Annotated in this window: 9 protein-coding genes; all 9 read right to left on the bottom strand. The window is 64.9% G+C overall.

The annotated features are described in order from the left end of the window. Nucleotides 1-28 precede the first annotated feature (28 nt). Nucleotides 29-1228, bottom strand: coding sequence for a XylR family transcriptional regulator (locus tag GJ700_RS13170; RefSeq protein ID WP_154374426.1), 1200 nt, complete (start codon nucleotides 1226-1228; stop codon nucleotides 29-31). 36 nt (nucleotides 1229-1264) lie between these two features. Further along, nucleotides 1265-1903, bottom strand: a complete 639-nt coding sequence (locus GJ700_RS13165; RefSeq protein ID WP_154374424.1) for a PEP-CTERM sorting domain-containing protein — start codon at nucleotides 1901-1903, stop codon at nucleotides 1265-1267. A 5-nt stretch (nucleotides 1904-1908) separates the two neighbouring features. Continuing rightward, nucleotides 1909-4407: a cellulose binding domain-containing protein gene (locus GJ700_RS13160; protein WP_195763888.1), complete on the bottom strand. Its 2499-nt coding sequence runs from the start codon at nucleotides 4405-4407 to the stop codon at nucleotides 1909-1911. A gap of 312 nt (nucleotides 4408-4719) precedes the next feature. Next, nucleotides 4720-6969 (bottom strand): beta-glucosidase, encoded by a 2250-nt coding sequence (locus GJ700_RS13155; protein WP_154374422.1) that lies wholly within the window; start codon nucleotides 6967-6969, stop codon nucleotides 4720-4722. A 56-nt stretch (nucleotides 6970-7025) separates the two neighbouring features. After that, nucleotides 7026-7787: a GDSL-type esterase/lipase family protein gene (locus GJ700_RS13150; RefSeq protein WP_195763887.1), complete on the bottom strand. Its 762-nt coding sequence runs from the start codon at nucleotides 7785-7787 to the stop codon at nucleotides 7026-7028. A gap of 7 nt (nucleotides 7788-7794) precedes the next feature. After that, complete coding sequence (locus tag GJ700_RS13145) at nucleotides 7795-9111, bottom strand: GDSL-type esterase/lipase family protein (RefSeq protein WP_154374418.1); 1317 nt, start codon at nucleotides 9109-9111, stop codon at nucleotides 7795-7797. A 132-nt stretch (nucleotides 9112-9243) separates the two neighbouring features. After that, nucleotides 9244-10257 carry a LacI family DNA-binding transcriptional regulator gene (locus GJ700_RS13140; RefSeq protein ID WP_229506978.1) on the bottom strand — a complete coding sequence of 338 codons (1014 nt, stop codon included), beginning with the start codon at nucleotides 10255-10257 and terminating at the stop codon, nucleotides 9244-9246. Nucleotides 10258-10482: 225 nt separating this feature from the next. Next, a complete protein-coding gene (locus GJ700_RS13135; RefSeq protein WP_154374416.1) occupies nucleotides 10483-12138 on the bottom strand; it encodes an alpha-L-fucosidase in 1656 nt (551 codons plus the stop codon). Nucleotides 12139-12147: 9 nt separating this feature from the next. Then, the gene (locus GJ700_RS13130) at nucleotides 12148-13644 is read right to left on the bottom strand and encodes a tryptophan halogenase family protein (RefSeq protein ID WP_154374414.1); all 1497 of its coding nucleotides are present in this window, start codon (nucleotides 13642-13644) and stop codon (nucleotides 12148-12150) included. Nucleotides 13645-13724 lie beyond the last annotated feature (80 nt).

The following is a 13724-nucleotide window of genomic DNA, read 5'->3' as shown; positions in this document are numbered from 1 at the left end:
ACTCTCCTCTAAAAATTCTTGTTATGTGTTAAGCCATGGCGGCGGGCGATGCCGCCTCCACGCCGAATGCGCGGTCCCGGTAAGCCCGGGGTGAATAACCCAGTTCACGCTTGAACACCAGGTGCATGTACTGGGTCGAAGTAAAGCCGCAATCGAGCGCCACGTCGGCAATGCTGCGCTCCCCGCTTTCCAGCCCTGCCCTGGCGGCGTCGAGCTTGAAGCGCAGGATCACGTCGTGCACGCTGCAACCGAGCTCCTGGCGGAAATAGGTTTCCAGCGACGAGCGCGATACGCCCACGTATTCGGCCACCTGGTGGGTCTTGATGCCCTGGCAAGCGTACTGGCGGATGAAGTGGCGGGCCCGCATCACGTGCGGATGCCGGACCGGCTGGTGCTGGCTGGACGCGCAGACGTTGATGCCCGATGGCGGCACCTGGATGCGGGTGTCGCGCAAGCGCACGCCGTGCAGCATCTGGTCCAGCAAGTGGGCCGCCGTGCGCCCCATTTCCTGCGCGCCCTGGATCACGGAGCTGAGCGGAATGCGGGTCAGCATGCGCACCAGCGGATCGTTGTCGATGCCGATGATGGCCACCTGCTCGGGCACTTCGATGCCGGCGATGATGCAAGCCTGCAGCAACTGGCGGGCGCGCGCATCGGTGACGGCAATGATGCCGACCGGTTTCGGCAGGCTGCGCAGCCAGGCAATCTGGCCCTGCACCGCCTCGTCCCACGATGAGGCGCTGGTTTCACAGCCGCGGAAAATTTCGGCGTCCATCTGGTCATCCCGCATCAGGCTGCAAAACGCGTTTTCACGCTCTTGCGCCCAGCGGTTCTCCCTGGCCTTGGGCAGGCTGAACATCGCAAAGCGGTGCAGGTCGACATCGATCAAATGATCGCGCGCCAGCTTGATCAGCTTGTAGTTGTCGGTCGCCACATAGGGCACGCCGCGCGGATAGGCCGCTTCATCGGCATAGGAACCGCCCACCGCCACCACGGGCACCTTGCAGCGCGACAGCGCCGCCGCGACGGCGGGATCGTCGAAGTCGGCAATGATGCCGTCGCCCTGCCAGCTCTCGATGCCGGCCAGGCGCAGGCGGAAATCCTCTTCCAGGAACAAGTCCCAGGCGGAACGGGTGCTGCCCAGGTAAGCCGCGATGCCGGCAATGACTTCGCGGTCGAACGACTTGTTTGCGTTGAATAACAGGGCGATCCGGTGTGTGGTTTTCATTTTTCAATCCATTATGAAAACGATTTCAAAACAACATCAAAAAAAACCGTGCGCAGCGGCCTTCGGCGGCGTGATGCGCCGGCCACGCAGGCGCCGCATCCCGCCCAGCAGCGCCGCGCCCAGTCCCAGCAGCGCGATGCCGCCCGGTTCAGGCACCGTGCCCTGGGTCTCGCCGCGGTTGAACGACAAGTCGTCCATCACGAACCAGCCCTTGTCGCGCGCAATGTTCAGGCGCGCCGCGTTGCTGAAGTTGGCCGCGATGAACGAGAACGTCGAACCGATGGCGACATTGCCGGTGCTGCCGATCAGCTGGTTGGCGCTGTCATAGGCCGTGATGTTGATCCAGCTGGCCTTGGACCCGTTGGTGTTGGGCGTGGCAAACCAGGCGCCGGTGAAATTGAACGGGTTGGCGCTGCTGATGCCCAGGTTGTTGACGCCAAACCCGTTCGACACGAAGTCCACGCCGGAATGTGCGCCATTGTCGTAGCCCGCCACCGACGTGTCGCCCAGGTACCAGCTGGAACTCCACGTGAAGCCGGCATACGGATTGTTTTTCGAGATGCTGGCCAGCTTGCCGCCCGCGCTCAAATCGTCGAACGTCACCACGCCGGCCTGGGCCGTGGAAGCCAGCAGCAAAGCCGTGCCGGCGATAAAACCAGAAAGGAATTTTTTCATGATGTTCACTTGCAAACGTCGCCGGAAATGGCGGGGATGGATTCGCCGCTGACAACCATGCCGAACGACACCGTGTTGCCGGGCCAGATGTTGGTATTCCAGCTCTCGGTGGCGGTGGCGGTAAAGGTCGGCGACGCGCCCGTCACGCCGGCATTCCACCACCCCGTCACGGTCGAGTTGTCGCTGTACGTCCAGCTGACGGTCCAGCCCTGGATGACGGAGGTGCGGTTGTTGGTGATGCGCAGATCCGCAATGTGGCCCCCCGGCCAGGACGCGGTGATCACGTATTCGCACTTGTTGACGGGCGCCGGCGGCGTGGTGATGACGCTGGAGTCGACCGCGGCCACGATCACGTCGCCGCCATCGCCCGCGGTGGCGCCATACACCATGCCCCGCCCCACCGAACTCATGTAGACGGTGCCGTACGTGTTCATGTCGCCCGTAATGAACTGGGCGTTGCCCGGACCGCCGAACTGGTGGGCGTCATCGTTGACGCGCACCCAGCTGGCGCCCTTGTCGGTGGAGCGCAGCACGCCGCGCACGCCACCCACCGTGCCCCATATGTACAGTGTCGGATAGGTCGTCCCAGGCGCGGCTTTGCCGAGGCCGATCGCGCTGCACGTGGCGACGTTGCCGATCTTGCCGAACGTGACACCGGCGTCGGTCGTATGCACCAGGCCGCCGCCCGACAGGCAGGCCCAGACGTCGCCCTCCACGCCCGGCGTGGCGGCCACGAGTTTCGAGCCGCCCGCCGCCAGCGCACCCTGCGCACTGAACGACGCGCCGCCATCGTTGCTGACCAGCATGCGGCCATTCACGTTGTCATAGACATAAAAGCGCAACGGATTGACGGCGTCCGCCACCGGTTGCGCATCGGCCACGCCCAGGCCCGCCACCGTGCTCCAGCTCGCGCCATAGTTGACGGAGCGGTACGTCGCGCTCGAGCCTGACGGCGTGTGCAGCAAGACCTGGCCGTCGGCCGATAGCGCTACCTTGCCGAAGTTACCGTTGACGGCGGCGGCCGTGGTCCAGCTGGCGCCGCTGTTGGTGGAATACTGGAGCGCATTGCCGACCCGCGCCAGGACGCGGCCATCGGCGCTGGCGGCCAGGCCGGTGGTGGTGCCCATGTGCGGGCTATGGCGTACGCCGTAGTGCGCCGGATCGGACTGCGAGAAGCCATCGAAATCGCCGATCACTGACACCAGCGGGCCGTTGGGCAGGCTGACGGCCGCAAACGGCACGGTTTCCTCGATGCCGGCCACGTCGAAGCCCCACGTGGTGGTCTGCGCATCGAGATTGGCGGTGCGGAACAGGCCGTTGCCGGAAATGACCCACGCCGATTTCGTGTCGAACGGATCGAATTCCACCGCACCGGCCCAGTGGATCGATTCACCATTGATCCAGCCGGCGCCTTTCGGGTCCACCGCGAAACCGCGCGCCACCACGTTGGTCCAGCTGCGGCCGGCATTGCGCGACGTATAAATCTGATCGCCATAGGAATTGCCTTGCGGGTACCAGACATTGGTGGTGGACGCCACCAGGTGCAGCGGATCGGCCGGGTCGATGCTGATGCCGCCAAACGGCCCGTTCATGCCGGCCGGCGTGATGTTGGTCCAGTTGCCGCCGACCGCGTCGTATTCCCACACCTGGCCACGGTTCATGGCTTCCAGTGCGGTGGGATGGGGACCTGCGCCGTTGGCGTAGGTAATGTAAAGCTTGCCTTCGGGCGACAATGCGGCGCGCTGCGGCATCAGGCCGGCGGGACCGCCTTCGACCGGCTCGAAAGTCTCGCCGCCGTCATAGCTGAAATACAGGTTGGCGCCGGCGGAATCGAGCCGCGACACACCGACGAAGATGCGCTGGGCCGGGCCGCCATCGACACTGGCAGGGTCCAGCAGCACGAAGCTGACGCCATTGTCGTTCGGGGTGGACGTCACGGGGAACGCGGCCACGCGGTTCCAGGTTGCGCCCGCGTCCGTGCTCTTGAACAAACCGTCGCGGCGGGTGCCCGCGTACAGCACATTGCTGTCGCCCGGGTCGACTTGCAGCTTTTCGCCATTCTGGCGGCCCATGCCGTTGCCGTGCACCTTGAATTGCGACGTGATGTCGACGATGTTGAAACTGCGGCCGTAGTCGCTGGAGCGCAGGATGGCGCTCTTGCCGCTATTAAAATAGCTGGTGCCGGTCATCAGGTAGACATTGGCGGCATTGTTGGGATCGACCGCCAGCGATTCCACGCCCATCAAGCCGTCGCGGCCCTCCGGCAGCCAGTCCGTCAGCGCGAGCCAGCGCGCGCGATTCTGGTCCCAGCGGTAGGCGCCGCCAACGTCCGTGCGCGCATACACCACACCACGCTCGGATTTGCTGGGCACCACGCCGGACACAAAGCCGCCGCCGCCCATCGCCACCGCGTCCCACTGGTAGGTTTCCGCCCGGGCCGATCCGGCCGCGCCCGCCAGACCCAGCACTGCGGCCAACGCCATGCACATCGGTTTCATACTCATCGTCTCCTCCTTATAATTCTTGTCATCCTTGACAACCTTGATTGTCAGGTGCGCCTTGGTGGCTTTTGTTTGTGAATTCATGATATCGGTTTCATGAATCGTGTACAAGCGCTCAACAGCTTTTTTGTTGGCCTTTCGTGGCCACATCCGCATAAAGCCTTATAGACAAAGGCATGTTGCATGAAAAGACATTGATTTCGTAGTTATTGCGCCACACTTTTTCATGAAATCGGTTTCATATTGGTGCAAAAAAAATGCCGCAACGGCACACAAGGGGCGCCCGCTGGCGCCCCCGCCCATTCGCGGCCGGTGTTAGCGCGACAGCGGCTTGCCGTTCACGTCATACGTGGCTGCTTCCAGGTGCACCACCGTGCTGGCCGCCTGGCTGCCGCCCGCGTCGGCCGCCAGGATCACCCGGTAATCGCCCGGCGCGACTTTCCACGTCTTGCTGGCGGCGTCGTAATCGGCCAGCAGGCGCGGATCGACCGTCACGGCGGCCGTGGCGCTGGCGCCCGGCTTCACATCGACCTTCTGGAAGCCGGCAAGGCGCTTCGGTGCTTCCCAGCGCGTATTGAGCGGCGCGACATAGACTTGCGCCACTTCCTTGCCCGCCACCTTGCCGGTGTTCCTGACGGTGAAACTGGCGTGGAGCACGCCGTCCCTGACGCCGGCCTTCAAGTCTTCCAGCTTGAATTGCGTGTATGACAAGCCATGGCCGAACGGGAACAGCGGCTTGTGCCCTTTCAAATCGAACCATTTATAGCCGACCGCCGCGCCCTCGTGGTAATCGACGTCGAAGCGCCGGTCCGCCACTTCCGGGTAGCCGTCCAGCGCGGGACGCGGCAATTGCGACTCGGAGGCGGGGAACGTGGCCGGCAAGTGGCCGGACGGGTTCACTTCGCCAAACAGCACGCTGGCGATCGCTTCGCCGCCGCTGGTGCCCGGGTACCACGCTTCCAGCACCGCCGGCACTTTCGGCAGCCATGGCATGGTCACCGGGCCGCCGGTTTCCAGCACCACCACGGTCTTGCCGTTGGCGGCCGCCACCGCGGCAATCAATTCGTCCTGTTTATTTGGCAGCGCCAGGGTCGGCACGTCCATGGCTTCCGCCGTCCACTGGGTGGCGAACACCAGTACCACGTCGGCCTCGCGCGCGAGTTTGGCGGCGGCCGCCTTGTCGGCGCCGTCGTGGTACACCACGGTCGCCTTCGGCAAGCGCTGCTGGATGGCTTTCAGCGGCGGCGACGGGTACACCATCACCGGACCAGGCCAGACCTTCGGCTCCAGTCCCGGCACCGCATTGCCGCCGGCCGGATACACCAGCGACGATCCGCCGCCGGCCAGCACGCCCTTGTCGGCGTAGCCACCGATCACCACCACGCGCCTGGCGTCCTTCTTCAGCGGCAGGATGTCGCCATGGTTTTTCAACAGCACCATGCCTTCCTGCGCATCCTTCATCGACACCGCCGCGTTGGCCTTGAAGTCGATTTTTTCCGGCGCCGGCGCCACGGGCTGGTCCACCACGCCGTGTTCAAACATCGCATACAGCACGCGACGCGCCATGTCGTCAAGGCGGGCCGGCGGCACCCAGCCGTTCAATACCGCTTCCTTCAGCGGCGCGGCAAAATAGTCGGCATGGTCGAACGGGAAGCCCGATTGCTGGTCCAGGCCCGCGTTGGCGGCCGGGATCGTGCTGTGGGTCGCGCCCCAGTCCGACATCACCCAGCCGTTGAAGCGCCAGTCCTGTTTCAATACTTCGTTGAGCAGGTAATTGTTTTCACAGGCGTACGCGCCATTGACGCGGTTATACGAACACATGACCGCCCCGGGCTTGCCCTCTTCGTTCGCGATCTGCAAGGCCAGCAAGTCCGACATGCGCGCCGCGCGGTCGTCGATCTTCACGTTGAGCGTGGTGCGGCCGGTTTCCTGGTCGTTGAAAGCGAAATGCTTCAACGTGGAAATCACGCGGTTCGACTGGATGCCGCGGATTTGCGCGCCCACGATCTTGCCGGCCAGCAGCGGATCTTCGCCGCCATACTCGAAATTGCGGCCGTTGCGCGGCTCGCGCATCAGGTTGACGCCGCCGGCCAGCAACACATTGAAGCCGTAGCCGCGCGCCTCGGCGCCGATCATGGCGCCGCCCGCATAGGCGGTTTGCAGGTCCCAGGTGGCCGCCGTGTTCATGCCGGATGGCAGCGCCGTGCCGGTCCGCACGTCCGGGCCGGCCTGGCTGGCCACGCCCAGGCCGGCGTCGGCCTGCCACAGGTTGGGGATGCCCAGGCGCGGCACACCGTAAATGAGTCCGGCCGATTGCTTGTGGGCCTCCGGCAGGCGGGTGAATTTCTTATGTTCGACGTCGGCGCCCATGTAACCGAAAACCAGCTTCAGCTTTTCATCCAGGGTCATGGCCTGGAGCGCCAGGCTGGCGCGCTCCCCCGCCCCCAGGCGCGCATTCATCCACGGCTGGCCGGTACCGGATTCGGCGGCCAGCGCATGTCCGCAGCAGATGGCCACGGCAACGGCGATGGACGACAGGCTGATTTTTTTTGCAATTTGCTTCATATTCTCTGGTTTTCGGTTAAGCCAGTTACCTGGCTGCGTTAACGATGGTACGCAATCTATTTCAGCAAGCGGGCGATATCGGGACCCAGCCCCTCGGCCCAGAGCCTGTAGCCCTGCTCCGACAGGTGCAGGAAGTCCGGTTGCAACTGGGCCGACAGCCGGCCGTCGGCGCCGACGAAGCGCGCGCCATAGTCATGGAAAAACACAGCCTGGTTGTCGCCCAGCGTGGCGACCATCGCGTTGAGCGCCGTGACGCGCCGGCGCACGGCGGAATCCGGCAGCTCGCCGGCCGGCAACACGGCATTGAGCAGGATGCGCGCGGCCGGATACTGCTGGCGCAGTTTGCCCACCACCGCGCGGATGCCGCCGAACACCTGCTCCGGCGACTCGCCGCACAGGTTGAGGTTGTTCACGCCGATCAGCAGCACCACCAGTTTGGGTGTGAGCGCGGCGATCGCGGGGGTTTGCAGGCGCCACAGCAGGTTGCCGGTATGGTCGCCGCCGATGCCGAAGTTGGCGGGTTTGAAACGCCCGAAAGTCGCGTCCCATACGGGTTTCGGCCACATTTCCGTGATCGAGTCGCCGACAAACATCACGTCGATATTGCCTTGCGCGGCGCGCGCGGCGTGGTCGAGATAAAACTGTTGCCAGCGCCCGATCGACATCCACGGGTAATCGACGCTGCGCGCCGCGGCCGTCGTCGCGCACGGCGCCGCGGCGGGCGCTTCATCGGCCCATGCGCAGGGCGTGGCGGCGACAGCCCATGCCGCGGCCAGCCACATGGCTGGACGCGCCAGCCTGCGGATCGTTTGCTTCATATAGGTGTTACTCCGATAACAGTTTTTGCAGTGTGGGCGCGATACTGTCGGCCCAGATTTCATAGCCCCTGGTGGCGGGGTGCAGCAAGTCCGGCATCACGTCGCGCGACAATGTGCCGTCCGGGTTCAGCAAGGCGGCGTTGATGTCGGCGAAGAACACATGCTTGCCATCCGCATAGCCGGCGATCAGCCCGTTCACGCGTGTATTGAGTCGGCGCAGGAAAGCCGACGGCTGTTCCTCGCGCGGGAAGACCGCCAGCAGCAGGATTTTCGCCTGCGGCAGGCGCGCCCGCAATTCATCGATGATGGCCTTGACTCCGGCCGCCGTGGCCTGGGGTTCGTCCTGGCGGTCGCCACTGTTGTTGGTGCCGATCATCAGCACCACGGCCTTCGGCGCGAGGCCGTCGACTTCGCCATGGCGCAGGCGCCACAGCACGTTTTCCGTGTGGTCGCCGCCAAAGCCCAGCGCCACCGCGTTGTATGGCGCGTAATGGCGCTGCCACACCGGCAAGCCCGCGTTTTCCCAGCCTTCGGTAATGGAGTCGCCGATAAACACCAGCTGCGGCTGTTTGCCGGCCGCTATCAGCTGGCGGTTTTCCGCGAGTTTTTTCTCGTGGCGCGCTTCCCACCTGCCCAGCGCCCACGCGTGCCCCAGCGGCGCCGGCGTCACGGATTCGGTGCGGTAATCCGGGCATGCCTCATTGGGCTTGCCCCGTTTGACGAACTTGATATTGGCCAGCGCCACGTCGCCGCTGCCATTGGCTTCCAGCACGAACGGCGCCGGCACCTTGCTGAAGTCGTCTTCGGCGCGGGCGAAGCAGGACAGCGCGAACGACAGGTGCCGCCAGCCCTTCCCTTGCAGCGCACGGCCCGGCAGCACGTAGGCTACCTTGCGGTTGCAATCCGGCCCGCAGCGCATCGTGAAGTACATGCCGCCATTGGCCAGGTCGGCCACATTGACGTCGAATTCCAGCGTGCCGCCCGCCGTGTAGGAGCGCAAGTCCAATGGCGCGCCACCGTCGAAACCCAGGCTGGCATACCACGCATCTTTCCATTGCAAGGTGAGCGCACCGGGCCGGCCGGCGGTTTTTCCAATACTGGCCCCTACCCTGCCGTCCGGAACCTGCGAGTTGGCGGGCTTCGGCAACGTCAGCGCCTTCCCTTTCAGGACTTGGCCGGGGCCTTCGAATCCCGACACCGTCACGTGCCAAGGCGGCAGCGTCTTGCCGCCGTACAGAACGATATCGCCTTTATCGGCAGCCTGCGCGGCGCCCGCGCAAGCGGCCAGCAGTAAGGTGGCGAAAAATTTCAAGCGTGGAGACATGGAAAACCCTGGATCGGTTGCACCGGATGACGCTGGTGTAGCGCCGCGACAGTGCCATTGTGCTGGCAGCACCCGGGCAGGGCAATCGTAAAAATGACCAAGTTGGGAAGAAAATTGAACAGGTGCGCATGCTCATATGCGCCGCACCGACTCGCGCACCACCAAGTGCATCGGGGGAATGTCGATGCGGCACGGCTTGCCATCGATCAGCATCAGCAGCGCTTCGCCGATCCGCCGCCCCGCTTCGCACAGCGGCTGATGCACCGTGGTCAGTGGCGGTGTCGCATACATCGAGCTGTGCAGATCGTCGAAGCCGACGATGGAAATGTCTTCCGGCACGCGGATGCTGCGGCGGTACAGCGCCAGCCGTGCGCCGTAGGCAGCCAGGTCATTGGCGGCGAAAATGGCGCTGAAGCGCCGGCCCGATTCGAGCAACCGGCTCACCGCCAGCACGCCGCCTGCTTCGGTCCAGTCGCCCGGCACGATCAGGCCGGGATCGGCGTCGATGCCATGCCGCGCCAGCGTGTCAAGATAGCCGGCCAGGCGCGCGGCGGCATCGGCCTGGCCGGGGCCGGCAATAAAGGCGATGGAACGGTGCCCCAGGCAAATCAGGTATTCGGCCAACTCGCAGGCGGCCTGGTAGTTGTCGAGACCAAAGCCAAACGCATTGGCGCCGTTTAATTCCCGCCCAAACGCGACAATCGGCACCCGTGCGGAAAAACCCAGGATCTGCTGGTCGGGCAACTTGTCCGTCAAAATCACCAAGCCGTCAACACGGCGCGCAATCAGCAGTTCGATGCGCTCGACTTCATCGTCCGCATGCCGGTGGCCCGACACGATCAGCGGCGCATAGCCGGCCGCGCTCATGGCCTGGTCGATACCGTTCAGCATGTCGTTGCGGTAGTCGCTGCCGAGCGGCGGCGTCAGCACGCCGATGGTGCGCGAACTGCCCATCTTGAGGCCCTGCGCCAGCATGTTGGGTTTGAAATTCAGCCGGCCGATGACGTTTTCCAGCGTCGTGCGCTTGGCGTCGGAAACACGCGCGGTGCCATTCAGGAAGCGCGAGACGGTCGCCACCGACACGCCGGCCAGGCTCGCCACCTTGCGCATGGTCGCCGCACCGGTTACTTCCGTTCGTCTGTCCATATTCCACTATCCACATTGCGTCAACGTACGCCACGGCGGAGCGCCGCGGGTCATATGGATTGTGGTTTTCCTGCCCGCATTGCACAATTGCGAAAACGTGCAATGCGGAACATGAAATCAGTCAGACCTGAGAGGGTCGAGGGACTGCCGGCGCCCGGGCATCTGGCCGGTCAGCGGATTGCCGGGCTTGGGCATGTCGCGTCGCCCACGCCAACCGTGCCGATGTCAGGTAATTTTCAGCGCGTTGGCAAAGTGCAGCGCGGGTTTCTCGGCCGGCAAATTTACCACCAGGCCCTGCGCGGTCTGGCGGAAGTCCAGCTTGCGGCCCGAGCCGAGCAGCTCGACGCGCGAGACGCGCCTGGGGAGGTGCGGGCCGCCGCTGCGCATCGACGCGATCGTCACCTTGCCGTTGCCGGGCCAGCCCATGACGAATGCGTAGACCGCCTCGCCCTTGGTGGTGAACCGGATGTCGGCCGCGCTAAACGGCTTGGTCTTGCCTTCATTGAAGCCGGCGCCCGACACGGCCGGTGCTTCCTCCATGACGGGCCCTTCGCCGAATACCGCCCATGGGCGGGTATCGTAGATGCCTTCGCTGTTGCGCGCCATCCAGCGCCCGATTTCCTCGACGATCGCGCGCTCCTTTTCATCGATGCTGCCGTTGCCGCGCACCGGCACGCTCAGCAGCAGGTTGCCGTTCTTGCTGACCACGTCGATCAGCGTGTGCACCACGGTTTGCGCACTCTTGTAGCCATTGTTGTCGTAGATCCTGCGGTCGTAATGCCAGTTGCCGATGCAGGTGCAGGTTTGCCATGGCAGCGGCTCAATCTGGTTGCTTTGCCCCCGTTCGATGTCCAGCACGAGGCTGCGGCGCTGCTGCGGATTCAGGATCTTGCCGGTGACGACCGCGTCCAGCTTGCCGCGGGTGGCGATGCTGCGGTTGTACTGGTGCGCCGCCAGGCGCAGGCCGGCGTCGCTGAACGGCCAGAGCGGCAGCACGGTATCGTCGTAGTACACGATATCCGGATCGTAAGAATCGATCAGGTCGCGGGTGCGGGCAAAGAACTTGTCGCAGTAAGCCTGGTCGGGAATGGACGCGCCACCGCGCCAGTGCCAGTGCTCGTTGACCACGCCGCCTTCGGCATCGCCCTTGCTGACCGCGTGGCGCTGCGCATACAGCGCTTGCACATCGAGCCCTTCCCACCAGGCGCCCTTGCCGTCCGCCGTGGCCAGGTTGCCGTCGTAGGGAATGCCCGCATAGGGGCCGCTCTTGTCGGCGCCCTGCGCCATCTCGTACCAGCTCCACGCGTGCGCCGCATGCACGCTCACGCCGAAACGCAGGCCGTGGGCGCGGGCGGCGCGGCTCCAGCCGCCGATCAAGTCCCTGCGCGGACCAAGCCGCATGGAATTCCATTCGGGCTGGAAGCGGCTGTTGTACAGGTCGAAGTTGTCATGGTGGTTGGCCAGGGCCATGAAGTAGCGCGCGCCGGCCTGCTTGTACAGCGCCAGCAGGCTGTCCGGGTCCCACTGCTCCGCCTTCCAGCGGGGGATGATGTCCTTGAAGCCGACCTTGGACGGGTGGCCGTACTTCTGCACGTGGTAGCGGTAGGTATCGCTCTCTTCCCGGTACATGAAGTGGCCGTACCAGTCGCCGAATTCCGGTTCGCATTGCGGTCCCCAGTGCGCCCAGATGCCGAATTTGGCGTTGCGGAACCAGTCCGGCGTCTGGTACTTTTCCAGCGATTCCCAGTCGGGCGTGAACGGGCCGGGCGCAATCGACGCGCCACCGGCCGGCGTCAGCAGGTCGGCGGCGCGCCCGGCCCTGGCCAGCGCGGCCGCGGGAATCGCGGCCCCCATGTGTTTCAGTAACTGTCTCCGTTGCATAGGTATCCTTTAATTATTCAAGCCGCGCCGCGCCAGCACGCCGCGCAGGAAATCGTCATGGGTGGGCATGGCGGCCACCGTCGAGGCGATCTGGTCGCGGCGCAGGTGCAAGCCCCGCAATGCGGTGTCGGGCGGCATGTCGCGCAGCGACGGGTCGGCCCGGTCCGGCCAATGGTCCATGCCGGCATGGATCGCCAGCCAGCTGGTGGCGTCGAAGCCTTCCTCGTCGTACTGGTGCAGTACGCCCGCCTGGCGCCAGGCGTGGATCTTGAACGCCAGGGTTTCCGGCAATTCCATGGTGGACATCGCGCGCCACAGCTTGCTGTCGCGGCGCGCGGTCAGGCAATAGTGCAGCAGGATGAAGTCGCGGATGCGGGCAAACTGGCGCGCCATGCTGGTGTTATAGGCCGATACCATCTGCGCCGTTGGCGCGGGGCCGGGTTGCAGCAATTCGATCAGCCGCCCCAGGCCGCTTTGCACCAGAAAAATACTGGTCGATTCCAGCGGCTCCAGGAAGCCCGACGACAAGCCCAGCGCCACCACGTTGTGTACCCAGAAGCGCTCGCGGTGGCCGGTGGTGAAGCGCAGCAGGCGCGGCTCGGCCAGCGGTTCGCCGTCCATCTGTGCCAGCAATTGGTCGCGTGCGCGCTCTTCATCGATATAACGGCTGGCAAACACGTGGCCATGGCCGGTGCGGTTGCTGAGCGGGATGCGCCAGGCCCAGCCGGCTTCCAGCGCGGTGGCGCGGGTGTACGGCGCCAGCGCCGTACCGGTGCGCTCGGCCGGACAGGCCCACGCGCGGTCCACCGGCAGCCAGTGGCTGAAATCCACGAACGGTTCTTCCAGCGTACGTCCCAGCAGCAGCGACGCAAAACCAGAGCAATCGATGAACAGGTCGCCGTCGATGGTGCGGCCATCGGCCAGCTTCAGCCGGGCGACGCCGCCATCGGCGCGCCGCGCCACGTCGACGATGCGCCCTTCGGTGCGGCGCGCGCCGCGCTTCAGCGCCAGCGTGCGCAGGAATCCCGCATACAGCACCGCGTCGAAGTGGTAAGCGTAATTGAAGGCGTTGGCCTGGTCCGACGGCAGCTGGAAGCGTCCCTGGCTGGCCATCATGCTGGGCAGGCACTGGTCACCCAGCGGGCCCAGCGCGGGATCGGCCACGCGGCGGTGCTGGCCCCAGACCGCCAGCGGGCCACTCAGCGCGCCGAAATCGCCAAAGGTGTGGAAATAGCGCTCGCCGTGCGCGCGCCAGTTGCAAAACTCGATGCCCAGTTTATAGGTGCCATTGGTGGCGCGCAGGAAGTCCGCTTCGTCGATGTCCAGCAGCTTGTGCAAATTGCGTATCGATGGAAACGTCGCTTCGCCCACGCCGATGATGCCGATTTCCTCCGACTCCACCAGTTCCACCGAACTGCCGGGAAACGCCGTCGCCAGCGCGGTGGCCGTCATCCAGCCGGCCGCGCCGCCGCCCACCACCACCATCCGTTTGTATGCCTTGCTCATGCCTGCCTCCTTGCCAGCTATCGCATTGCATTTTGCGAGTGGGGAAGGAGCGCGGCAATAGTCAAAACCGCCAATACCGC

This window comes from Pseudoduganella rivuli (genome assembly GCF_009674485.1).
Lineage (GTDB): Bacteria > Pseudomonadota > Gammaproteobacteria > Burkholderiales > Burkholderiaceae_D > Rugamonas > Rugamonas rivuli_B.
The sequence above is the reverse complement of the archived record's forward strand: the minus strand, read 5'-3'. Positions and strand labels throughout refer to the sequence as shown.

Coding starts and splice junctions, on each gene's coding strand:
- GJ700_RS13150 (WP_195763887.1), bottom strand. CDS start 7,787: ATGAAGCAAACGATCCGCAGGCTGGCGCGTCCAGCCATGTGGCTGGCC.
- GJ700_RS13145 (WP_154374418.1), bottom strand. CDS start 9,111: ATGTCTCCACGCTTGAAATTTTTCGCCACCTTACTGCTGGCCGCTTGC.
- GJ700_RS13130 (WP_154374414.1), bottom strand. CDS start 13,644: ATGAGCAAGGCATACAAACGGATGGTGGTGGTGGGCGGCGGCGCGGCC.
- GJ700_RS13140 (WP_229506978.1), bottom strand. CDS start 10,257: ATGGACAGACGAACGGAAGTAACCGGTGCGGCGACCATGCGCAAGGTG.
- GJ700_RS13165 (WP_154374424.1), bottom strand. CDS start 1,903: ATGAAAAAATTCCTTTCTGGTTTTATCGCCGGCACGGCTTTGCTGCTG.
- GJ700_RS13135 (WP_154374416.1), bottom strand. CDS start 12,138: ATGCAACGGAGACAGTTACTGAAACACATGGGGGCCGCGATTCCCGCG.
- GJ700_RS13170 (WP_154374426.1), bottom strand. CDS start 1,228: ATGAAAACCACACACCGGATCGCCCTGTTATTCAACGCAAACAAGTCG.
- GJ700_RS13155 (WP_154374422.1), bottom strand. CDS start 6,969: ATGAAGCAAATTGCAAAAAAAATCAGCCTGTCGTCCATCGCCGTTGCC.
- GJ700_RS13160 (WP_195763888.1), bottom strand. CDS start 4,407: ATGAGTATGAAACCGATGTGCATGGCGTTGGCCGCAGTGCTGGGTCTG.